Here is a 23246-nt window from a genome sequence, read left to right on the forward strand (position 1 = left end):
CAGAAGTATTCGGTGGAGCGGTAGTTCAGTCGGTTAGAATACCTGCCTGTCACGCAGGGGGTCGCGGGTTCGAGTCCCGTCCGTTCCGCCACTTATTAAGACATTAAGCCTGCCCTTTCGGCAGGCTTAATGGCAAAAACTTTAGGGGCGTAGCTCAGTTGGTAGAGCACCGGTCTCCAAAACCGGGTGTCGCGAGTTCGAGTCTCTCCGCCCCTGCCATATAGAATCCTTTGCTTCGGCAAAGGATTTTTTTTTGCCTGCAAAATGGCGAAAACTTTTCTGAAGAATAAGCAGCCTGCGTTTCCGCAGGCTTTTGCGTTAATCCAGTATGCTGGTTTTTAACAGATCTTTTATCTGTGACTGCTTATCGCTGTTTTGCAGCCAAATGGCATACAGCGGCCTGGAGAGCGTTGTCGAATCGGTGACAACATGGAGTGCGGATTTATTATCCGCCCAGCGAACAGGTAACCAGGTACAGCCTTTCAATGCGGGAAGATGCTGGCATGCGATCTCCGCTGAGCTTGTCGTGAGCTGCGGGATATCATCGCTGGCAATTAACCCTGTCTCGTGCTGCTGAAAATCAGGCCCCCATTCCAGGCGTAAATAATTCAGGTCGGACTTCATCATTGCAGGCTCCGAAGCATAAAGCGCCAGGCTAAACTGGCCAACAATCTGGCTGCTAAATTCGTCCATCTTGGGGGCTTCTGTGGTGATCAGCAGATCAAGCTGCCGCTCGTGAAGTTGCTTAACCAGAGACTGACGTTGCGCAATCCTCGCCTCAAATTGCAGATGATTGTGTGTGCGGTATAGCCGCATCAGCCACTGGCTGAGCATGCATTCCCATAGTGAAGCGCTGGCACCGATCGAGAATTCATTATGCCGGGAGGTGTGCGCAACCTCCTTCCGCGCTGCCTGCCAGGTATTCATCAAGGTTTCTGCATAAGGCAACAGTTTTTCACCGGCTGGAGTTAAACGAATATTGTTGCGATGGCGGGTAAAAAGGTTCACACCCAGTTGATTTTCCAGCTGTCGAATACGAAAACTGACTGCTGACTGCGTCAGGTAGAGGGCTTCAGCTGCTCGCCCGAAGTGTCGCGTTCTGCTCACTTCGAGGAAAGTTTTTAGCAATTCCGTATCCACATCTTTCTCCACAAAATTATTTGTCGTTATGATTTAAATGTTTTGTTTTACACTCTGTCAAGCGTAACTAATACTCCGCGCCATAAATAGCTCGGCCAAAGAATTAGGAGCGTGTAGGATGGCGGAAAGCTTTACGACGACTAATCGTTTTTTCGACAATAAACATTATCCGCGCGGGTTCTCTCGTCACGGCGATTTCACGATCAAAGAAGCTCAACTTCTTGAGCGGCATGGTTATGCCTTTAACGAGCTGGATCTGGGTAAACGTGAACCGGCAACCGAAGATGAAAAACAGTTTGTCTCTGTTTGCCGTGGTGAGCGTGAGCCGCAGTCTGATGCAGAACGTGTATGGATCAAGTATATGGCTCGCATTAAGCGTCCTAAGCGTTTCCATACGCTGTCTGGCGGTAAGCCGCAGATGGAAGGTGCAGAAGACTACACCGAGTCTGACGATTAAGAAGAGAAGGGGCTACGGCCCCTTTTTTTACGCCAGCATTTTTTGCAGATGCAACAGCAGCCGATCGATCGCACGGTAACTCAATGCCTCCTGCAAATGGCGCCTTTCAATCTCGGGGCAGTCTTCAACGTCAGCGACCGTGCGCGCTACTTTCAACAAACGCTGCCACGCGCGAATGGATAGCCCAAACCGTGTCAGTGTCTCTTCCAGCCAGCCTGCATCTTCAGCATTGAGAGAGCAAAACTGCCGGATCCCGGCATTATCCAGCCGGGCATTCAGCCTGTTCTGACGAGCATACTGCCGCGCCTGCGCCGCAATAACCCGTTCGCGCACAGCCGCTGAACTTTCCCCTTTCATACCGGCTTGTCTTAGCAGACCGGGTGGAGGCAGGGGGATCTCAAGAGATAAATCAAAACGGTCAAGGAAGGGGCCAGACAGCTTACTTAGATAGCGCAGCGTCTGCTCCGGCGTACAGCGGTTATGGTTGCCCTGATAATGTCCCGTAGGGCTAGGGTTCATCGCAGCGACCAGCTGAAACTGAGCAGGGTAGCTTATTTTGGCGCGTGTACGAGACAGATGGATTTCGCCGGATTCAATCGGCTCCCGCAACGCATCCAGCACGCGACGTTCAAACTCTGGCAATTCGTCCAGAAAAAGAATGCCGTTGTGCGCCAGTGAGATTTCACCCGGTCCGGGGATCGAGCCCCCGCCCACCATCGCGGCAAGCGACGCGCTGTGGTGTGGAGCGCGGAAAGGACGACGGCGCCACTGTTTATGCAGCGACGTTGAACTGACCAGGCTAAATATCGCGGCGCTTTCCAGCGCTTCGTGATTATTGAGGGGTGGCAGCAGGCCGTTCAACCTGCTCGCCAGCATCGTTTTCCCTGTGCCTGGCGGGCCAATCAGTAACAGGTTATGCCCACCTGCGGCCGTTATCTCTAACGCCCGCTTACCCTGATCCTGGCCCATAATATCGCTGAGGTCATCGGGAGAATCGGGCGCCGCCTCGTCAATCTCCTGCGGCTCGGCCAGCTCGTGTCGACCTTCCAGCCAGGCGCAAACCTCCTGCAAATGTCCCGCAACAAGACACCCCTTTTCGGCGATAAGGCTTACTTCAGAGGCATTTTCATTGGCCACAATGATTTGTCTTCCCGCGCGTATGGCTTCAAGCGCACCCGAGATTGCTCCGGGAACGCCTCTTAACGCGCCTGTAAGCGCTAATTCACCCACGAACTCGCACGAGCTTAGCCCTGGCGTGTTGAGCTGTTCAGAAGCCGCGAGAAGCGCTATAGCAATAGGTAAATCATATCGCCCACCCTCCTTTGGCAAATCTGCTGGCGCAAGATTGATGGTGATCTTCTTCGCCGGAAAAGCATAACCGCTATTAATAATTGCGCTGCGTACGCGATCCCTCGCCTCTTTAACGGTCGTTTCTGGCAGGCCGACGAGCGTCAATCCGGGCAGTCCATTGCTTAAATGAACCTCCACAGAGATAAGCGGTGCCTTCACGCCGATGGCCGCACGTGTATAAACAACTGACAGTGACATAAGCCCCTCCTTGGCGGTGACTATGCCAGCACCCTTTTTTACTGTTTAGCGCTGATTCACTGATTTACGGCGCTCGTTCCAGCCTTTTAACGGCTAAATGTAACCGTTATATGTCGGCGGAAGCGGCCTCGCAGAAACGAAATCACATGCACCTTGCCTCCTGGAACAGGGCAAAAAAATGAAAAATCTTCATTTCTGTTTTTTCCCTATATAAAACAAAGATTTTGTAAGAAATAGTTCGCTTGCTACAGAAATGGGTGATAAAAAAATCTTGTGTCAGATGAAATATCTGTGGTAACTCTTTAGGTATTCCTTCGAACAAGATGCAAAAAGAACTGAAAATGACAGCCCTTCTACGAGTGATTAGCCTGGTCGTGATTAGCGTGGTGGTGATTATTATCCCACCGTGCGGGGCTGCACTTGGACGAGGAAAGGCTTAGAAATCAAGCCTTAACGAACTAAGACCCCCGCACCGAAAGGTCCGGGGGTTTTTTTATGACTAAAAAACTTAAATGAGGAGCAGAGAATGACGGCTAGCACAAAATTCTGTTTCTCCAGATTTATGACGGGGAACTAACTATGAATGGGGCACAATGGGTAGTACATGCGTTGCGCGCGCAGGGAGTCGAAACCGTATTCGGTTATCCGGGTGGCGCAATTATGCCGATTTACGATGCACTGTATGACGGCGGCGTGGAACATCTCTTGTGTCGACACGAGCAGGGTGCAGCAATGGCCGCCATCGGTTATGCCCGTGCGACCGGTAAAACCGGCGTCTGTATGGCCACCTCCGGTCCGGGTGCAACGAATCTGATCACCGGCCTGGCTGACGCACTGCTCGATTCCGTTCCAGTGGTGGCGATCACCGGCCAGGTTGCCTCTCCGTTCATCGGTACCGATGCCTTCCAGGAAGTGGACGTACTCGGTTTGTCGCTGGCCTGCACCAAACACAGCTTCCTCGTTCAGTCCCTGGAAGAACTGCCGCGCGTGATGGCTGAAGCGTTCGAGGTTGCCAGCTCTGGCCGTCCCGGCCCGGTTCTGGTGGATATCCCGAAAGATATCCAGGTTGCACTCGGCGATCTGGAACCGCATTTCTCTACCGTGGAAAGCGACGATGCGTTCCCGCATGCAGAGGTTGAAGAGGCGCGTCAGATGCTTGCACAGGCGAGGCAACCGATGCTTTACGTAGGCGGCGGCGTGGGTATGGCGCAGGCTGTTCCGGCGCTTCGCGCGTTTATTGCAACCACGCAAATGCCCGCCACCTGCACGCTGAAAGGCCTGGGTGCGGTAGAGGCGGATTATCCGTACTATCTCGGCATGCTGGGGATGCATGGCACCAAAGCGGCAAACCTGGCGGTGCAGGCGTGCGACTTGCTTATCGCCGTAGGCGCCCGTTTTGACGACCGCGTCACCGGCAAGCTGAATACCTTCGCGCCGAATGCCAAAGTGATCCATATGGATATCGACCCGGCGGAGATGAACAAACTGCGTCAGGCGCATGTTGCATTGCAGGGCGATCTCAATGCGCTGTTACCGGCACTGAAGCAGCCGCTGGATATCAGCGCGTGGCGTCAGCACACCGCAGACATGCGCGCCGAGCATGCCTGGCGTTACGACCATCCTGGGGATGCCATTTACGCGCCGCTGCTGCTGAAACAGCTGTCTGACCGTAAACCGGCAGATAGCGTCGTCACCACCGATGTTGGCCAGCACCAGATGTGGTCAGCCCAGCACATGACCTACACCCGTCCGGAGAACTTCATCACCTCCAGCGGCTTAGGCACCATGGGTTTTGGCCTGCCCGCTGCCGTAGGCGCACAGGTTGCCCGCCCGAACGATACCGTTATCTGTATCTCCGGTGACGGCTCCTTCATGATGAACGTTCAGGAGCTCGGCACCGTGAAGCGCAAGCAGTTACCGCTGAAGATCGTGTTGCTTGATAACCAGCGTTTAGGGATGGTTCGCCAGTGGCAGCAGCTGTTCTTCCAGGAGCGTTACAGCGAAACGACCCTGACCGATAACCCCGATTTCCTCACTCTGGCCAGCGCCTTTGGCATTCCTGGTCAGCACATCACCCGTAAAGACCAGGTTGAAGCGGCACTCGACACCATGCTGTCAAGCGAAGGGCCATACCTGCTTCATGTCTCAATCGACGAGCTTGAGAACGTCTGGCCGTTGGTACCGCCCGGTGCCAGTAACTCACAAATGCTGGAGAAATTATCATGATGCAACATCAGGTCGCCGTGCAGGCTCGCTTCAACCCGGAAACGTTAGAACGCGTTTTGCGTGTGGTTCGTCACCGTGGTTTTCAGATTTGCTCGATGAATATGGAAACGGCCACCGACGCGCAGAACATCAGTATCGAATTAACCGTTGCCAGCCCGCGGCCGGTCGACTTACTGTTTAGTCAGTTATCAAAACTGGTAGACGTTGCCCATGTTGCCATCTGCCAGAGCACAACCACATCACAACAAATCCGCGCTTAAGCGTGACAGGACGACAAAATGACGACAAAAAAAGCTGATTACATTTGGTTCAATGGTGAGATGGTTCGCTGGGAGGACGCGAAAGTTCACGTGATGTCCCACGCGCTGCACTACGGTACCTCCGTGTTTGAAGGGATCCGTTGCTACGATTCTCACAAAGGGCCAGTGGTGTTCCGCCATCGCGAACACATGCAGCGTCTGCATGACTCAGCCAAAATTTATCGTTTCCCGGTCTCTCAAAGCGTTGATGAGCTGATGGAAGCCTGCCGCGACGTGATCCGTAAGAACAACCTGACCAGCGCCTATATTCGACCGCTGGTCTTCGTGGGTGACGTCGGCATGGGCGTAAACCCGCCAGCCGGTTATAACACCGATGTGATCATTGCCGCGTTCCCGTGGGGCGCTTACCTGGGCGCGGAAGCACTGGACCAGGGGATCGACGCAATGGTTTCTTCCTGGAACCGCGTGGCGCCAAATACCATCCCGACCGCTGCTAAAGCGGGCGGTAACTACCTTTCCTCTTTGCTGGTCGGTAGCGAAGCACGCCGTCACGGTTATCAGGAAGGTATCGCTCTCGACGTCAACGGCTACATCTCCGAAGGTGCGGGCGAAAACCTGTTTGAAGTGAAAGACGGCATCCTGTTCACCCCGCCGTTCACCTCTTCCGCACTGCCGGGCATCACCCGCGACGCCATCATCAAGCTGGCAAAAGATCTGGGTATCGAAGTGCGCGAGCAGGTTCTGTCCCGCGAATCCCTGTATCTGGCCGATGAAGTGTTCATGTCCGGTACCGCGGCTGAAATTACGCCAGTGCGCAGCGTCGACGGCATTCAGGTGGGCGAAGGCCGCTGTGGTCCGGTGACCAAACGTATCCAGCAAGCCTTCTTCGGCCTCTTCACCGGAGAAACAGAAGACAAATACGGCTGGTTGGATCAGGTTAATCACTAATTAAAAATTTGGGACGGCACGCACCGTCCCATTGAATAGTCAGACGGGAGTCAATAAAGCATGCCTAAGTATCGTTCAGCCACTACCACCCACGGCCGTAACATGGCGGGTGCCCGCGCACTGTGGCGCGCCACCGGGATGACCGACGCCGATTTCGGCAAGCCAATTATCGCCGTGGTGAACTCCTTCACCCAGTTTGTACCGGGCCATGTGCACCTGCGCGATCTCGGTAAACTGGTTGCCGAGCAAATCGAAGCCTCCGGCGGCGTGGCGAAAGAGTTCAACACCATTGCGGTGGATGACGGTATCGCAATGGGCCACGGGGGGATGCTCTATTCACTGCCGTCGCGCGAGCTGATCGCCGACTCGGTGGAATACATGGTCAACGCCCACTGCGCCGATGCGATGGTCTGTATCTCCAACTGCGACAAGATCACCCCGGGGATGCTGATGGCCTCCCTGCGCCTGAACATTCCGGTGATTTTCGTTTCCGGCGGTCCGATGGAAGCGGGGAAAACCAAGCTGTCCGATAAAATCATCAAGCTCGATCTGGTCGATGCGATGATCCAGGGCGCGGACCCGAAAGTCTCTGACGAGCAGAGCGACCAGGTGGAACGCTCTGCGTGCCCGACCTGCGGCTCCTGTTCCGGGATGTTTACCGCCAACTCCATGAACTGCCTGACCGAAGCGCTGGGCCTGTCTCAGCCGGGCAACGGCTCGCTGCTGGCGACCCACGCCGACCGTAAGCAGCTGTTCCTTAACGCCGGTAAGCGCATCGTTGAGCTGACCAAACGCTACTACGAGCAGGACGACGCCAGCGCGCTGCCGCGCAACATCGCCAGTAAAGCCGCGTTCGAAAACGCCATGACCCTGGATATCGCCATGGGCGGTTCCACCAATACCGTTCTGCACCTGCTGGCCGCCGCGCAGGAAGCCGAAATCGACTTCACCATGAGCGATATCGACAAGCTGTCCCGTAAAGTGCCGCAGCTGTGTAAGGTTGCACCGAGCACCCAGAAATACCATATGGAAGATGTTCACCGTGCCGGTGGGGTTATCGGCATCCTCGGTGAGCTGGATCGCGCGGGGCTGCTGAACCGCGACGTGAAAAACGTGCTCGGCCTGACGCTGCCGGAGTCGCTGGAGCAGTACGACGTGATGCTGACCAAAGACGACGCGGTGAAAAACATGTATCGCGCCGGTCCGGCAGGCATCCGTACCACCCAGGCGTTCTCGCAAGATTGTCGTTGGGATACGCTGGATGACGATCGCGCCGAAGGCTGCATCCGCTCGCTGGAACATGCCTACAGCAAAGACGGCGGTCTGGCCGTGCTGTACGGTAACTTCGCGGAAAACGGCTGCATCGTGAAAACCGCAGGCGTGGATGACAGCATTCTGAAATTCACCGGTCCGGCGAAAGTGTACGAAAGCCAGGATGAAGCGGTGGACGCCATCCTCGGCGGCAAAGTGGTGGAAGGCGACGTGGTGGTCATTCGCTACGAAGGGCCGAAAGGCGGTCCCGGCATGCAGGAAATGCTCTATCCAACCACCTTCCTGAAATCGATGGGCCTCGGCAAAGCCTGCGCGCTGATCACCGATGGTCGTTTCTCCGGCGGCACGTCAGGCCTCTCCATTGGCCATGTCTCGCCGGAAGCGGCAAGCGGCGGCAACATCGCGATCATTGAAGATGGCGACCTGATCGAAATCGATATTCCAAACCGTGGCATTCAGCTGAAGCTGAGCGACCAGGAGATTGCGGCCCGTCGTGAAGCGCAGGAAGCCCGCGGCGACAAAGCCTGGACGCCGAAAGATCGTCAGCGTGAAGTCTCCTTCGCCCTGCGCGCATACGCGAGCCTTGCTACCAGTGCAGATAAAGGCGCGGTGCGCGATAAATCGAAACTTGGGGGCTAATGATGGCCGAGTCACAACCCTTATCCGCCGCCCCGGAGGGGGCGGAATACCTGAGAGCGGTGCTACGCGCGCCGGTCTATGAAGCGGTGCAGGTCACACCCCTGCAAAAAATGGACAAACTCTCTTCGCGCCTCGACAACGTCATTCTGGTCAAGCGCGAAGACCGCCAGCCGGTGCACAGCTTCAAGCTGCGCGGCGCCTACGCGATGATGGCCGGGCTGACCGACGAGCAGAAAGCGCGCGGGGTGATTACCGCCTCGGCGGGTAACCACGCGCAGGGCGTGGCGTTCTCCTCGGCGCGTCTGGGGCTGAAGGCGCTGATCGTGATGCCTGTCGCCACCGCAGATATCAAGGTTGATGCGGTGCGCGGATTCGGCGGAGAAGTGCTGCTTCACGGCGCTAACTTTGACGAAGCCAAAGCTAAAGCGATTGAGCTGGCGCAGCAGCAGGGTTTCACCTGGGTGCCGCCGTTCGATCACCCGATGGTGATCGCCGGGCAGGGTACGCTGGCGCTGGAACTGTTGCAGCAGGACGCCCATCTCGACCGCGTTTTCGTCCCGGTGGGCGGCGGCGGCTTAGCCGCAGGCGTGGCGGTGCTGATTAAACAGCTGATGCCGCAGATCAAGGTGATTGCGGTTGAAGCGGAAGACTCTGCCTGCCTGAAGGCGGCGCTGGACGCGGGACATCCGGTGGATCTGCCGCGCGTCGGGCTGTTTGCCGAGGGCGTGGCGGTAAAACGCATCGGCGATGAAACGTTCCGTCTCTGCCAGGAATACCTCGACGATATCGTCACGGTTGATAGCGATGCCATCTGCGCGGCGATGAAAGATCTGTTTGAGGATGTGCGTGCGGTGGCGGAGCCGTCCGGCGCGCTGGCCCTGGCGGGGATGAAAAAATACATCGCGCAGCACAACATTCGCGGCGAGCGTCTGGCGCACGTGCTTTCCGGCGCCAACGTGAACTTCCACGGTCTGCGCTACGTGTCCGAGCGTTGCGAGCTGGGGGAGCAGCGTGAGGCATTGCTGGCGGTGACCATTCCGGAAGAGAAGGGCAGCTTCCTGAAGTTCTGCCAGCTGTTAGGCGGTCGTTCGGTGACGGAGTTCAACTACCGCTTTGCCGACGCGAAAGACGCGTGCATTTTTGTCGGCGTGCGTCTGAGCCGTGGCGTGGAGGAGCGCAAAGAGCTCCTCAGCCTGCTGCATGACGGCGGCTACAGCGTGGTCGATCTCTCTGACGACGAAATGGCGAAGCTGCATGTACGTTATATGGTCGGTGGGCGTCCCTCGAAGCCGCTCAGGGAACGCCTGTTCAGCTTCGAGTTCCCTGAATCGCCGGGCGCGCTGCTCAAGTTCCTGCACACGCTGGGCACACACTGGAACATCTCTCTGTTCCACTACCGCAGCCACGGCACCGACTATGGCCGCGTGCTGGCGGCGTTCGAACTGGGCGAGCACGAACCGGATTTCGAAACGCGGCTGAACGAGCTGGGCTATGAGTGCCATGACGAAACCCACAACCCGGCGTTCAGGTTCTTCCTCGCAGGTTAAGCGAATCGTAGGCCGTGTTAGCGCAGCGCCACCCGGCTTCAGTGGTTCGGCAATATCGTCCAGAACGCATCAATAAGCGGCTCATGCAGCCGCTTTTTTTGTGCGCACACGCCGAGCTCGAACGGCGTTTTCTCGTCGCTGCGTTCTAAAATCATCACGCGATTGCGCACCGGCTCCGGGCTGTTTTCCAGCACAACTTCCGGCAGCAGCGCCACGCCGCAGCCGAGCGCCACCATCGACACCATCGCCTCATGACCGCTGACCGTGGCGTAAATCGACGGGTTGCTGATCTTCTGGCGGCGGAACCACAGCTCGATGCGGCGGCGCACCGGGCCCTGATCGGCCATGATAAACGGCACCGTGGACCAGTCTGGTTTTTCCACCGACACCTGGTTGCGTACCGGACAGGGCAGCGCCGGGGCAATCAGCACCACCGCCAGATTTTCCAGCATCGAGAACGCTACCGCCCCCGGCAGCGTTTCGGGTTTCCCGGCAATCGCGAGATCCGCTTCGCCCGTTACCACTTTTTCCATCGCGTCGGCGGCATCGCCGGTGGTGAGCTTAATTTCAACCGACGGATGTTCCGCGCGGAAGCGGTCGAGAATGGGGGGAAGATGGCTGTAGGCAGCGGTTACGGAGCAGAAAATATGCAGCTCGCCGGAAAGCGACGGCCCCTGCTGGTCGATGGTGTGCCGCAGCTGCTGATACTGTAACAAGGTTTGTTGGGCAAAGATGCGCAGCTCTTCACCTGCTTCCGTGAGGGTGACGGTGCGGTTATCGCGCACGAACAGCGGCTGGCCGAGATCTTCCTCAAGGCGCTGGATCTGGCGCGACAGCGTGGAGGGGCTGACGTGCATCGCCCGGGCGCTGCGGCCAAAGTGACGGCTTTCCGCCAGGTGCAGGAACATTTTCAGATCGCGTAAATCCACCGATTCCACTCCCTCTTTTTACATTGCATAAATTGCAATGTGACGTTGTGAATATATCAATTTCCGCAATAAATTTCCTGTTGTAATGTGGGTACATTCTCGCTGAAACGCGAACCGAACAATAAGACACACAACATCACGAGGTATCACCCATGGCTAACTACTTTAATACACTGAACTTGCGCCAGCAGCTGGCGCAGCTGGGCAAATGCCGCTTCATGGCGCGTGACGAATTTGCCGATGGCGCGAGCTACCTTCAGGGTAAAAAAGTGGTCATCGTCGGCTGTGGCGCGCAGGGTCTGAACCAGGGCCTGAACATGCGTGACTCCGGGCTGGATATCTCCTACGCCCTGCGTAAAGAAGCGATTGCTGAAAAGCGCGCTTCCTGGCGTAAAGCGACCGAAAACGGCTTCAAAGTAGGTACCTACGAAGAGCTGATCCCGCAGGCGGATCTGGTGGTTAACCTGACGCCAGACAAGCAGCACTCAGACGTTGTGCGTTCCGTACAGCCGCTGATGAAAGACGGTGCCGCGCTGGGTTACTCCCACGGCTTCAACATCGTTGAAGTGGGCGAGCAGATCCGTAAAGACATCACCGTAGTGATGGTGGCACCGAAGTGCCCGGGTACTGAAGTGCGTGAAGAGTACAAACGTGGTTTCGGCGTACCGACGCTTATCGCCGTTCACCCGGAAAACGATCCGAAAGGCGAAGGCATGGCGATTGCCAAAGCGTGGGCAGCGGCCACCGGTGGCCACCGTGCGGGCGTACTGGAATCGTCCTTCGTTGCGGAAGTGAAATCTGACCTGATGGGCGAACAGACCATCCTGTGCGGCATGCTCCAGGCCGGCTCTCTGCTGTGCTTCGACAAGCTGGTGGAAGAAGGCACCGATCCGGCATACGCAGAAAAACTGATTCAGTTCGGCTGGGAAACTATCACCGAAGCGCTGAAGCAGGGCGGCATTACGCTGATGATGGACCGTCTGTCCAACCCGGCAAAACTGCGCGCGTTCGCACTCTCTGAACAGCTGAAAACCATCATGGCGCCGCTGTTCCAGAAACACATGGACGATATCATCTCCGGCGAATTCTCTTCCGGCATGATGGCGGACTGGGCGAATGACGACAAGAAACTGCTGACCTGGCGCGAAGAGACCGGTAAAACCGCGTTCGAAACCGCGCCACAGTACGACGGCAAGATCGCCGAGCAGGAGTACTTCGATAAAGGCGTCCTGATGATCGCGATGGTGAAAGCAGGCGTTGAGCTGGCCTTCGAAACCATGGTGGATTCCGGCATCATCGAAGAGTCCGCGTACTATGAATCACTGCACGAACTGCCGCTGATTGCGAACACCATTGCTCGTAAGCGTCTGTATGAAATGAACGTGGTGATCTCTGATACCGCTGAATACGGTAACTACCTGTTCTCTTACGCCTGCGTACCGCTGCTGAAAGAGTTTATGACCACCCTGCAAGCAGGCGATCTGGGCCAGGCGATTGCGGAAGGTGCGGTTGATAACGCGCAGCTGCGTGACGTCAACGAAGCGATTCGCAGCCACGAAATCGAGAAAGTGGGCCAAAAACTGCGTGGTTACATGACCGATATGAAACGTATCGCGGTAGCAGGCTAAATACGACGAATCGGGTGGCGCAAGCCACCCGAACTGTTTTAACTACGCAGTATCGCGCCGGGATAACCCAGCTGGCGCCACGCCTCATACACCACCACCGACACCGCATTCGACAGGTTCATGCTGCGGCTGTCCGGCATCATCGGAATACGAATTTTCTGCTCGGGTGGCAGGGCATCCAGAATGGTGGCTGGCAGACCGCGGGTTTCCGGACCAAACATCAGATAATCCCCGTCCTGATAGCTTACGGCGCTGTGCGCTGGCGTACCTTTGGTGGTCAGGGCGAACATGCGCTGTGGTTTTTCGGATCCCAGAAACGCGGCATAATCGTGATGGCGCACCACGGCGGTAAACTCATGATAGTCCAGCCCCGCGCGGCGCAGGCGTTTGTCGTCCCACGTAAAGCCCATCGGCTCAATGATGTGCAGACGAAAACCGGTGTTGGCGCACAGGCGGATTATATTGCCGGTATTCGGCGGGATTTCTGGTTCGAATAAGACGATGTTAAGCATGCTGCCCCCTTAATTACGGGGGGCAGAATAGCAGAAAAGAGAGGGGCTAGGCGACGCCCGGCTCCTGCGCACGGCTATACAGCATTTTGTAGACGGTTGCCGCCGCGGCCACGAGAGCAGGCACGCTAAGGATCATTAAAATACTGTCCGCCTGCCACTGCATGGAAAGAAGCTGGGCGCTGGTCATCGTGCCCGCCACACCGCCGAAGCGGCCGATCCCCTGCATCCAGGCGATACCCGTCGCGCGGCACTCGGTAGGGTAAAAGGTGGCGGCCAGGGTCTGCATGCCCGACTGCGCCCCGTTCATCGCTATCCCCATCAGGAAAATTAATCCGCCAAACAGAGCGATATGGTTATGCTCAAGGCCAAGTAAAAGTATCAGGCCCATCGTCAGGACAAATCCCCCTGCGACCACCTTGTGCGCTTCCCAGCGGTCCATCATCCAGCCGGCGAGCAAAATGCCAGCGGTGCCGCCGAAGGTGAACAGCGAGGTAAGCCAGGCGGATTCAGCCAGCGCATACCCCATCCCCTGCATCAGCGTCGGCATCCAGCTCAGCAGGACGTAATAAATCACCAGCCCCATAAAATAGGTGACCCACAGCATCAGGGTGCCGGGCAGCCAGGGCATGGAAAACAGCTGCGACACGCTGCCTTTTTTCGACGCGATCTTCTCCTCCGCCAGGAAAAAGCCCGTGACGCTATCCAGCGTGCTGCGGGCGAACCGGCTGGCGATGCGGCGAACCTGCGCGACGTCTTTCCCGCGCTGCACCAGAAACTTCACCGACTCCGGCAACAGCAGCGCCAGCAGCACCGTTAAAATCAGCGGCGCAATCGCGCCGGTCAGCAGCACGCTTCGCCAGCCATGATGGGGAATAAGCCAGGACGAGATCGCCCCGCCGCCCGCCGCACCCAGCGGAAAGCCGCAGTACATGGTGTTAATTGCCATGGCGCGGCAGCGCTGGGGCGCAAACTCTGAGATCAGCGTGATGGCGTTAGGCATCGCGGCACCCAGCCCGAGACCGGTCAGAAATCGCCACAGCGTCAGGGTATTCAGACTTTGCGCCCAGGCCGTGCCCAGACTCGCCAGGCCGAAGAACAGGCACGAAAAGACCAGTACGCGCTTGCGTCCCATCCGGTCCGATACCGGACCTGCAATAAGGGCGCCCAGCGACAGCCCCAGCAGAGCCGCACTCAGCACCGGCCCCAGATCCTGTTTATGTATTCCCCACTCCGCCGACAGCGTAGGCGCAATGTAACCCATCGCTGCGGTATCAAACCCATCGATCGCCAGCACCAGAAAGCCCAGCACGATAAGAAGCCAGTGAAACCCTGAAAAAGGGCTCTCATCGATCACCTGCTGAATATCCACCCGACCTGTATACGCCATATGTTCCCCCTCCGATGTGATGTTGTTTTTGTGTTCTTGTATTTGCTTGTCTATACAATTGCGGAGGGGCAGGGCGTGTCAAATTTTCTTGTCCATAATGTTACGTAGGTGTTATTTTCGACAAAAAAAGCGCCCGAGGGGGAAGTCGGGCGCGGAAGAAGGGGAGGCTAACCGGGAGAGATCAGGCCGCGTTTCCCTGAGAAAGCGGTGCCAGCGCCGCAGGCAGCTTACTGAGCTCCTGCACCAGCGAGTCTTTGCTGATTTCACCTATCGATTTTGCCCCGGTCAGGGTCATCGCCACCTTCATCTCTTTCTCGATCAGGTTCAGCAGATTCGCCACGCCCGCCTGGCCGCTGGTGGCCAGTGCGTACAGGTAAGCACGGCCCAGCAGCACGCTGTCTGCTCCCAGCGCAATCATGCGCACCACGTCCAGCCCGTTACGGATGCCGCTGTCGGCCAGGATCGCAATATCTCCCTTCACCGCATCGGCAATGGCTGGCAGCGCGCGGGCAGAAGAGAGCACCCCGTCGAGCTGACGTCCGCCATGGTTAGAGACCACAATCCCATCGGCGCCAAAACGCACCGCGTCGCGGGCATCTTCCGGGTCGAGGATCCCTTTGATCACCATCGGGCCGTCCCAGAATTCGCGGATCCACTCCAGGTCTTTCCAGGAGATGGATGGATCGAAATTGTTCGCCAGCCAGCCGATATAATCTTCCAGCCCGGTTGGTTTACCGAGGTAGGCCGAAATATTGCCCAGATCGTGCGGACGACCGTTTAACCCGACATCCCACGCCCACTGCGGGTGCGTCACCGCCTGCCAGTAACGCCGCAGGGCGGCGTTAGGGCCACTCATGCCGGAGTGGGCGTCACGATAGCGCGCGCCGGGGGTCGGCATATCGACGGTAAAGACCAGCGTTGAACAGCCTGCCGCTTTAGCGCGCTCAAGCGCGTTGCGCATAAAACCGCGATCGCGCAGGACGTAAAGCTGGAACCACATCGGGCGCTTGATGGTCGGCGCCACCTCTTCAATCGGGCAGACAGACACAGTGGAAAGGGTAAACGGAATGCCTTTGGCATCTGCGGCGGCGGCGGCCTGCACTTCACCGCGACGGGCGTACATGCCGCAGAGACCGACAGGTGCGAGCGCCACCGGCATGGAGAGCGTTTCGTTAAACAGCTTCGTCTCGAGGCTCAGGTCAGACATATTCTTCAGCACGCGCTGGCGCAGAGCCACTTCCGACAGGTCTTCCACGTTGCGACGCAGGGTGTATTCGGCATACGCCCCGCCGTCAATGTAGTGGAACAGGAACGGCGGCAAAATGCGCTGCGCCGCGGCGCGATAATCACTGGCTGCTGAAATAATCATGCTTTGTTCTCCCTGGAAATATCACTCTCGCCAGGCAGACGGGTAATACGCGCCTGTCGGGCCTGATCTTCATCGAATCGTTTAATGGTGGTATGCACGAAGCCGAGATGCGCCATCATCGCCTTGCGCGCAGCATCGGCATCACCGGCCAGAATGGCGTTGAGCACCGCCTCGTGCTGTTCGGTCAGCCGGGCAAACACCGGCGGCACCAGATACATGCGCTGGCGGCTCTGCTTCACGGAGGATTGCAGCAGGTCGAAGAACCCGCGCATGGTTTGCAGCAGCACCACGTTGTGCGAGGCCTCGGCAATGGCCAGATGGAACCGCACGTCCGCCTGGGAGGCGATGTCCGGGTCGCTGCTTTGCGTGGCGTCAAAACAGGCTTTGAGCTTCTCTTTGTCGGCGTCGGTTGCCCGCATCGCCGCGTGCCACGCGGTACTGGTTTCGATGGCATGACGCGCTTCAAGGATGTCGAAGCTGTAATCCGGGTCGTTCTCCATCAGCGTCTTGAGGGGCTGCACGATGTTTTGTTCGGACCAGTCGTCATGCTGCCAGCGCACGAAGGTGCCGCCGCCGCGACGGCTCAGCAGCACCCCTTCACTGACCAGCGTCGCCAGCGCTTCGCGCAGTGAATTGCGCGACACGCCAAGCTGGGCGGCAAGCTGACGCTCGGCGGGCAATCTCATGCCCGCCTCCAGCTGTTGTTCTTCTATCAGCGCCCGTACGCGAGTGGCAATCTCGTCGGACAGGCGTCTGGGCATCACTATCATGGAATCATCCAGGTTAAGACATAGGCCTGCAATGTGGTGATCACGCCCACCATGCAGGTAAATATCAGGCTGTGTTTAACGGTAAAGCGGAACAGATCCGACTCTTTACCCACCAGCCCCACCGCCGCACAGGCAATGGCGATGGACTGCGGCGAAATCATCTTTCCGGTCACGCCGCCGGTGGTGTTCGCGGCGACCAGCAGCACGTCCGAAACGCCAATCTGCTGCGCGGCCGTTGCCTGTAAGGCGGCAAACAGGGCGTTAGATGACGTATCTGAACCGGTCAGGAACACCCCCAGCCAGCCGAGGAACGGCGAGAAGAAGGTAAACGCGTGGCCGGTATGCGCCAGCGCTAACGCCAGCGTCGACGACAGGCCGGAGTAGTTCGAAATAAACGCGAACGCCAGCACCATGCCGATGGAGTAAATCGGCAGCATCAGCTCTTTAATCGTCGCCGCAAAGGTCTGCACCGCGGCGGCAGGCTTCATGCGCAGCCACACTACGGAAAGGAGTGCGGCAAACAGGATGGCCGTGCCGGTAGCAGAGAACCAGTCGAACTTAAACACTGCCGCATACGGCGTGGCGTCGTGCACCACCGGCGGCATACGGGCGACCATTTTGTCGAGGAACGGCACGGAGATGTTAATCACCATGTCGTACAGCGCGCCGCCCGGGGCGAAAAGCGCTTTAAATGGCGGAATGCTCCACAGCGTCACGGTAGCGGTCAGGAACAGGAACGGTGACCACGCGCGCACAATCTGTCCGGCGGTATAGCCGGTGCGCGCCAGCGTCTGATCCACGTGCGATGCGCCCATGTCAGCAAAGCGGAAGATACGTACCGGCTGCCAGCGTTTAAGGAAAAGGGTCAGGCAGACCAGCGACACCAGGGAAGAGATGATGTCCGGCAGCTCCGGGCCGAGGAAGTTCGAGCTGAGATACTGGGCAATGGCGAACGAACCACCTGCTACCATCACCGCAGGCCAGGTCTCCTTCACGCCGCGCCAGCCATCCATAATCGCCATGATCCAGAACAGCACGATAATGGTCAAAAACGGCAGCTGACGGCCTACCATCTGGCCAATCTCAAAACTGTCCAGTCCGGTCACCTGTCCGGCAACCAGAATCGGTATGCCCATCGCGCCAAACGCCACTGGCGCCGTGTTCACAATCAGGCACAGGCCAGCGGCATACAGCGGGTTAAAGCCCAGCCCGACCAGCAGGGCGGCGGTGATCGCCACCGGCGCGCCGAATCCAGCCGCCCCTTCAAGGAACGCCCCGAAGGAGAAACCGACAATCAGCATCTGTAAACGCTGGTCCGGTGTGATAGAGAGAATCGACGAGCGAATAATGTCGAACTGCCCGGTTTTGACCGAGATTTTATAGACAAAGACGGCGGCGATGATGATCCACGCAATCGGCCACAGGCCGTAGAAGAATCCATACACCACGGAGGCCAGCGCGCGATCGACCGGCATTTTGTAGAAGAACAGCGCCACCAGCAGGGCGATGGCAACGGTGTACGTCGCGGCGAGGTAGCCCTTTAGCTTGAGCTTAATCAGCGCAAAAAAGAAGAACAGGATCGGAAGCGATGCGATCAGGCTCGACAGCCAGATATTCCCGGCTGGATCGTAGTTTTGTTGCCAGAGGCTCATGCAGGTCTCCTGAGGACCACACAGCGTGTTCGCCGGGTGAGTCTCCGCTCATCTCTGCGTCACACTTCGTGTAAAAGTGGTCCTTCCAATATTGTGATGTAGGGTTAATGACAATGAATGGTTAACTAGATGTTATGGAGTGGCAATGGTTTTGTGAGCTGAGATAATGGAATTGTGAACCAGGGAATAAAGAGGAGGGATATTGGTTGGGCCAATTTTAAAGGGGTGCGGACTGATTCCCTCACCCCGGCCCTCTCCCATGGGGAGAGGGAGAAACCGCACTGGCCTTTTGGCCTTTGGAGAGAGGGAGAAAATCGCACCCGCCTTTTGGCCTTTGGAGAGAGGGAAACCGCACCGGACAGTTCCCTCGCCCCTTTGTGGAGAGGGTTAGGGTGAGGGGAAAGGATCAGAACGCCGTCTTACAAAAACCCGTCATCTCTTTCAGGCCCATTTCGCGGCCAAGCTCGGTCATCGGGTGCACCACCACCAGGCCACGGACGCTTTTCTTCAGCTTGCCCATGTCGGCCTGCTCTTTTTTGGTGATTGCACGGCGATGCGGCATGTTCATCAGCTTCTGCGCTTCTTTACTCAGCTTCTGGCCTTTCACTTCGCGCAGGCGCTCAATTTCCGCCTCCAGCTTCACGGACTCTTTTTCCAGCTCGGCATATTTCTCGGCGGAATCGACCAGGGAGAGGCCAGCCATCTGATGGCGGATCAGGTCCAGACGGTCGCTCAAGCGTTTAATTTCGTTCTTTTCGACTTCTTTCATGACAAATAACTCTGAAAACGGGGAATTTACAGGGAAGGATACACCAATGTGTGCGGGCTTACTTCTGAAACGCTTTTTTTAAGCTGATTTTAGAAATCAGCTCAGTCAGGGAAAGCACCATGGTGGAGCGGACAACCTGTTGATAACGCAGCTTTTGCATCGCATACAGCTCAGGGTCGCTGTTATCAAACTGAGGTGCAGGAGGAAGCGCGGATACGCAGTGCAGTTCGCCGAAGGGCCCCAGTATCTCATCATCGGTAAAGGTGTACTCATTACCGTCATGATTGAGCTCTTCGCGCAGCGCCATTAACAGCTCGGCATCTTCATACTCCTGGCGGTTCAGCACGCCAAGACCGTAAATCAGCTTCAGCCGTACTGATAAATCGCCCAGCGGTCCGTCTCCGTCCAGTAACGGTTCTACAGCATACTTTACCGCGTAGTCGTCTTTGCGAAACACCTGAAGCACCAGAATGTTCACCGCCTCGGTTAACAGCTCGACGGCGGCAATCAGGAAACTTCGTACGGTTTTGCCAGCATTCAGACGTTCAAGCACACGATTTTCAAAGGCCTGGGTTTGTTCCATTATTGCCTGCATATCTGACAATCTGTTATTCGGGCGCAGGCTAACCTGCGCCGGGCTCTGCATCATTTGGTTGCGTTATATGCGTTGACCGCCTCCGCAACCACGTCACTGTTGGCATCCAGACCGGAGATCTGCGCCAGCGCAGCCTGCGCACCTTTGTCTTCAATCAGCTGAGCCAGCTCAATCGCCTGCGGGTCCTGCTCGCTACGGTAGTGCATGGCGGCGGCAATCCCTTTCACCAGGTTGGCGTGCGGCAGGCCGTATTCCAGCGTGCCCAGCAGCGGTTTAATCAGGCGATCGCCCGCGCTCAGCTTACGCAGCGGCTGACGGCCCACGCGCTCAACGTCATCTTTCAGATACGGGTTTTCAAAACGACCGAGGATTTTCTGGATGTAGGCTGCGTGTTTGTCAGCATCAAAACCGTAGCGTTTGATCAGCACCGCGCCGCTCTCCTCCATTGCCCCTTTAACCACTGCACGGATGTTCTCATCGAGGATCGCGTCACGAATGGTCTGATGACCCGCCAATTTTCCGAGGTACGCGGTTATAGCATGCCCGGTGTTCAGCGTGAAGAGTTTACGTTCGACAAATGCCATCAGGTTATCGGTTAATTCCATTCCCGGAATGGTCGGCAGCGTGCCCTTAAACTGGGTTTTATCAACGATCCACTCGCTGAAGGTTTCCACGGTCACTTCCAGCGGGTCGTTGGTGGCGGATTCTGACGGCGGAACGATCCGATCCACGGCGGAATCCACAAACCCGACGTGCGCTTCAACCCAGGCTTTATCTTCGTCTGCGACAGCCGCAAGAACGTGGCCTTTCAGCTGCGTGGTGCCGCGCACCATGTTTTCACAAGCGATGATGTTCAGCGGGGTTTCAACGCCCTGTGCTTTACGCTTCGCCAGGCCTTTCGCGACCGCCGGGGCGATGCGCTCAAGCACCACTGGACCTACGGCTGTGGTGACCAGATCAACGCTTGCGATGAGGTCAATCACGTCGTCGCCAATGCTGCTTACCGCGTTCACGCCAGAGACCGTTTCAACCTGCTCGTTTTCACCTACAACATGTACCTGATAGCTATGACGGGCATTCAGGGCATCCAGAACCACCTGATTCACATCGGCGAATGTCAGGGTAATGCCCGCGTCTGCCAGCAGTTTGCCAATAAAACCACGACCGATGTTACCTGCGCCAAAATGTAATGCTTTCATAGAGTTAACCTTCATCAATGTTTTTACCCGAGAGGGCTGGGGTGAGGAGCTTTCTCCCCCTCACCCTAGCCCTCTCCCCGGGGGGAGAGGGAAGAGGCGCTGTTATTTGTTAAGCAGGGCCAGAACTTCTTCAACGCTGGTGGTGTTGGCCAGACGCTCAATGACCGTTTCATCATCCAGGGCGTTGGTCAGGCTGGTGATCACCTGGATATGCTCGTTGTTGCGAGCGGCGATACCAATCACCAGACGGGCGATGTCGTCTTCTTCTTCACCGAAGCGCACGCCATCAGGATACTGACAGAACACCACGCCGGTTTTCAGCACGCGGTCTTTGGCTTCAACCGTACCGTGCGGAACCGCGATAGATTCACCGAGGTAGGTTGGGGTCAGTTTTTCACGCTCCAGCATCGCGTCGACATATTCAGGCTGAACGTAGCCGCCTTTCACAAGCTGCTCACCGGCGAAGCGAATCGCCTCTTCTTTGGTGCTCGCAGTACGGCCGAGGAAGATGTTCTCCGCACCCAGTTTAAACAGGTGGTCGTTACTCTCGTCGAAGCTGTCCTGGAGGCTGCTGCGCACTTTCACTTCATTGTCTTCGTGACGCTGCGCCGCAACCAGGCGTTCGGTCAGGCTGGTGTAGAGGCCGCTGTCGAGGAAGTTGGTCAGGGAAATATGCTGCGCCTGCGGTACCTGACGCATAGCGCGTTCGGTCAGATCGCGGTGCGTGATCACCAGGTCAACGTCCGGCGGCAGGCTGTTGATCGCGCTATTGGTCACGGAGATATTGGTCAGACCCGCATCCTGCACTTTCTTACGCAGCACGCCGGCACCCATTGCGCTGGAACCCATACCGGCGTCGCAGGCAACGATGATTTTACGCACGTGGCTCAGGTCGTTTGAGACATCACCCGCCGCCAGCGGCGTTGCGCCTTTGGATTCGGCTTTCATGTCATGCATACGACGGGTTGCCGCTTCGATATCGTCGTCTTCTTTCACCTTGCTGGTTTTCAGCAGGATAGCGGAGACCACGAAGGAGACGGCCATGGCTGCGCAGATCGCCGCGATGTTCGCGAAGTAGGCGCCTTTCGGGGTCATCGCCAGTACCGCCAGGATAGAGCCCGGAGAAGCAGGAGACACCAGACCACCGCCCAGCACGCTCAGGGTGAACACGCCGGTCATACCGCCAAGGATAACGGCCAGGATCAGACGTGGGTTCATCAGCACATACGGGAAGTAAATTTCGTGAATACCGCCCAGGAAGTGGATGATAGCCGCGCCGCCAGCAGACTGTTTCGCGCTGCCGCGACCAAAGAACATATACGCCAGCAGAACGCCCATACCCGGACCCGGGTTCGCTTCAATCAGGAAGAAGATGGACTTGCCGAGATCGTGAGACTGCTGAATACCCAGCGGCGAGAAGATACCGTGGTTGATAGCGTTGTTGAGGAACAGGATTTTCGCCGGTTCAACAAAGATAGACGCCAGCGGCAGCATGTCGTGCGCCACCATGAAGTTAACGCCTGCCGCCAGAATTTTGGACAGCACTTCAACCGCCGGGCCAATGCCGAGGAACGCCAGAATCGCGAGGATCATCCCGATGATGCCCGCGGAGAAGTTGTTCACCAGCATTTCGAAGCCGGATTTGATTTTGCCATCAACCCAGACGTCAAATTTCTTAATTGCCCAGCCGCCCAGAGGACCGGCAATCATCGCACCGAGGAACATCGGCATATCCGCGCCGACGATAACACCCATGGTTGTGATGGCACCCACGACGCCACCACGGTCACCGCCCACCAGACGACCCCCGGTATAACCGATGAGCAGCGGCAGCAGGTAAGTAATCATTGGGCCAACAAGTTTCGCCAGCGTTTCGTTAGGCAACCACCCTGTCGGAATGAACAATGCGGTGATAATACCCCAGGCGATAAACGCGCCGATATTTGGCATCACCATGTTGCTGAGGAAACGACCAAAGCTTTGCACTTTGATCTTGAAATCGGATGACATAAAACACCCCTTCTTATGTTTACGCTTAGGCTTGCGGCCCGAGGTTTATCGTTAATGTGCGGCGGCAGAGGTAGCCGGGCCCTGTTCTGATGCTGTGAAATCTGGCACTGAATCGTTCAACTGTCCAGACAGCGAAATTTTGTGTGATCTGAATCACATGAATGTAGGGGGTGAGGACATTAATGAAGTGATCGCTATCACATAATGAGTGTGTAAAAAAAATACATCGCTCAGAAATACGCCAAAATGAACGGTGTTTTGTGATTTATATCACAATGTTAAGTTGGCTATTTGTTTCCAGATTGTGATTTGATTCACAAAATATTTTTATGCAGATTTCTCCCGTATCCCCTCATGGCAGGAATGCGATACGCATACCTGCCTTTTTT

The 23246-nt window shown here is 56.9% G+C and carries 21 protein-coding genes and 2 tRNA genes; 11 read left to right on the forward strand and 12 right to left on the reverse strand.

From position 1 onward, the window contains the following. The first annotated feature begins 14 nt into the window (after positions 1–14). Together G6Q29_RS19920 and G6Q29_RS19925 are read left to right on the forward strand one after the other, a co-directional pair. Positions 15–91, forward strand: a tRNA-Asp gene (locus tag G6Q29_RS19920). A gap of 52 nt (positions 92–143) precedes the next feature. Next, positions 144–219, forward strand: a tRNA-Trp gene (locus G6Q29_RS19925). Positions 220–318: 99 nt separating this feature from the next. Here the strand turns inward: G6Q29_RS19925 and hdfR are convergent. Continuing rightward, entirely contained in the window at positions 319–1152 is an 834-nt protein-coding gene (hdfR, locus tag G6Q29_RS19930) for an HTH-type transcriptional regulator HdfR (protein ID WP_207309811.1), read from the reverse strand. A 106-nt stretch (positions 1153–1258) separates the two neighbouring features. Here hdfR and G6Q29_RS19935 point away from each other — a divergent pair, with 106 nt between their 5' ends. Then, the gene (locus tag G6Q29_RS19935; protein ID WP_006808641.1) at positions 1259–1597 is read left to right on the forward strand and encodes a DUF413 domain-containing protein; all 339 of its coding nucleotides are present in this window, start codon (positions 1259–1261) and stop codon (positions 1595–1597) included. Positions 1598–1624: 27 nt separating this feature from the next. Here G6Q29_RS19935 and G6Q29_RS19940 read toward each other — a convergent pair whose 3' ends face one another. Then, entirely contained in the window at positions 1625–3145 is a 1521-nt protein-coding gene (locus G6Q29_RS19940) for a YifB family Mg chelatase-like AAA ATPase (RefSeq protein ID WP_165466856.1), read from the reverse strand. A 341-nt stretch (positions 3146–3486) separates the two neighbouring features. Between G6Q29_RS19940 and ilvL the strand changes: the two genes are divergently transcribed. From ilvL to ilvA, 7 genes are all read left to right on the forward strand, one after another. After that, positions 3487–3585, forward strand: coding sequence for an ilv operon leader peptide (gene ilvL, locus G6Q29_RS19945; RefSeq protein ID WP_001311244.1), 99 nt, complete (start codon positions 3487–3489; stop codon positions 3583–3585). Between the two features lie 86 nt (positions 3586–3671). Continuing rightward, positions 3672–3722 (forward strand): peptide IlvX, encoded by a 51-nt coding sequence (gene ilvX, locus G6Q29_RS21605; protein WP_193941730.1) that lies wholly within the window; start codon positions 3672–3674, stop codon positions 3720–3722. A 2-nt stretch (positions 3723–3724) separates the two neighbouring features. Then, positions 3725–5371 carry an acetolactate synthase 2 catalytic subunit gene (ilvG, locus tag G6Q29_RS19950; protein ID WP_165466857.1) on the forward strand — a complete coding sequence of 549 codons (1647 nt, stop codon included), beginning with the start codon at positions 3725–3727 and terminating at the stop codon, positions 5369–5371. After that, a complete protein-coding gene (gene ilvM, locus G6Q29_RS19955) occupies positions 5368–5631 on the forward strand; it encodes an acetolactate synthase 2 small subunit (protein WP_003860184.1) in 264 nt (87 codons plus the stop codon). The genes ilvG and ilvM overlap by 4 nt, the downstream gene beginning before the upstream one ends. Before the next feature lie 18 nt (positions 5632–5649). Beyond that, positions 5650–6579, forward strand: a complete 930-nt coding sequence (gene ilvE, locus G6Q29_RS19960) for a branched-chain-amino-acid transaminase (protein WP_063855831.1) — start codon at positions 5650–5652, stop codon at positions 6577–6579. A 60-nt stretch (positions 6580–6639) separates the two neighbouring features. Then, positions 6640–8490, forward strand: a complete 1851-nt coding sequence (ilvD, locus tag G6Q29_RS19965) for a dihydroxy-acid dehydratase (RefSeq protein ID WP_008501574.1) — start codon at positions 6640–6642, stop codon at positions 8488–8490. 2 nt (positions 8491–8492) lie between these two features. Further along, entirely contained in the window at positions 8493–10037 is a 1545-nt protein-coding gene (ilvA, locus tag G6Q29_RS19970) for a threonine ammonia-lyase, biosynthetic (protein WP_165466890.1), read from the forward strand. A 38-nt stretch (positions 10038–10075) separates the two neighbouring features. Here ilvA and ilvY read toward each other — a convergent pair whose 3' ends face one another. Further along, complete coding sequence (gene ilvY / locus G6Q29_RS19975; RefSeq protein WP_022652050.1) at positions 10076–10966, reverse strand: HTH-type transcriptional activator IlvY; 891 nt, start codon at positions 10964–10966, stop codon at positions 10076–10078. 152 nt (positions 10967–11118) lie between these two features. On the opposite strand from ilvY, the gene ilvC reads away from it, so the two are divergent. After that, entirely contained in the window at positions 11119–12594 is a 1476-nt protein-coding gene (gene ilvC / locus G6Q29_RS19980) for a ketol-acid reductoisomerase (protein ID WP_165466858.1), read from the forward strand. 38 nt (positions 12595–12632) lie between these two features. On the opposite strand, the gene trmL is transcribed toward ilvC, so the two are convergent. From trmL to G6Q29_RS20025, 9 genes are all read right to left on the reverse strand, one after another. Further along, complete coding sequence (gene trmL, locus G6Q29_RS19985; RefSeq protein ID WP_165466859.1) at positions 12633–13106, reverse strand: tRNA (uridine(34)/cytosine(34)/5-carboxymethylaminomethyluridine(34)-2'-O)-methyltransferase TrmL; 474 nt, start codon at positions 13104–13106, stop codon at positions 12633–12635. 46 nt (positions 13107–13152) lie between these two features. Further along, the gene (locus G6Q29_RS19990; RefSeq protein WP_165466860.1) at positions 13153–14493 is read right to left on the reverse strand and encodes an MFS transporter; all 1341 of its coding nucleotides are present in this window, start codon (positions 14491–14493) and stop codon (positions 13153–13155) included. A 181-nt stretch (positions 14494–14674) separates the two neighbouring features. Next, a complete protein-coding gene (gene lldD / locus G6Q29_RS19995; RefSeq protein WP_165466861.1) occupies positions 14675–15862 on the reverse strand; it encodes an FMN-dependent L-lactate dehydrogenase LldD in 1188 nt (395 codons plus the stop codon). Beyond that, positions 15859–16632 (reverse strand): transcriptional regulator LldR, encoded by a 774-nt coding sequence (lldR, locus tag G6Q29_RS20000; RefSeq protein ID WP_165466862.1) that lies wholly within the window; start codon positions 16630–16632, stop codon positions 15859–15861. The genes lldD and lldR overlap by 4 nt, the downstream gene beginning before the upstream one ends. Beyond that, positions 16629–18284: an L-lactate permease gene (gene lldP / locus G6Q29_RS20005; protein ID WP_045630254.1), complete on the reverse strand. Its 1656-nt coding sequence runs from the start codon at positions 18282–18284 to the stop codon at positions 16629–16631. Before lldP ends, lldR begins: the two co-directional genes overlap by 4 nt. A gap of 406 nt (positions 18285–18690) precedes the next feature. Further along, the gene (locus tag G6Q29_RS20010; protein WP_015572767.1) at positions 18691–19053 is read right to left on the reverse strand and encodes a YibL family ribosome-associated protein; all 363 of its coding nucleotides are present in this window, start codon (positions 19051–19053) and stop codon (positions 18691–18693) included. Between the two features lie 58 nt (positions 19054–19111). Continuing rightward, entirely contained in the window at positions 19112–19702 is a 591-nt protein-coding gene (gene mtlR / locus G6Q29_RS20015; RefSeq protein WP_015572766.1) for a mannitol operon repressor MtlR, read from the reverse strand. Next, on the reverse strand, positions 19699–20847 hold the full coding sequence (gene mtlD / locus G6Q29_RS20020) for a mannitol-1-phosphate 5-dehydrogenase (RefSeq protein ID WP_165466863.1): 1149 nt from the start codon (positions 20845–20847) through the stop codon (positions 19699–19701). The genes mtlR and mtlD overlap by 4 nt, the downstream gene beginning before the upstream one ends. 102 nt (positions 20848–20949) lie before the next feature. Continuing rightward, positions 20950–22857: a PTS mannitol transporter subunit IICBA gene (locus tag G6Q29_RS20025; RefSeq protein ID WP_165466864.1), complete on the reverse strand. Its 1908-nt coding sequence runs from the start codon at positions 22855–22857 to the stop codon at positions 20950–20952. Between the last annotated feature and the right edge of the window lie 389 nt (positions 22858–23246).

The sequence above is a fragment of the Enterobacter cloacae genome (genome assembly GCF_011078175.1).
Classification (GTDB): domain Bacteria; phylum Pseudomonadota; class Gammaproteobacteria; order Enterobacterales; family Enterobacteriaceae; genus Enterobacter; species Enterobacter cloacae_Q.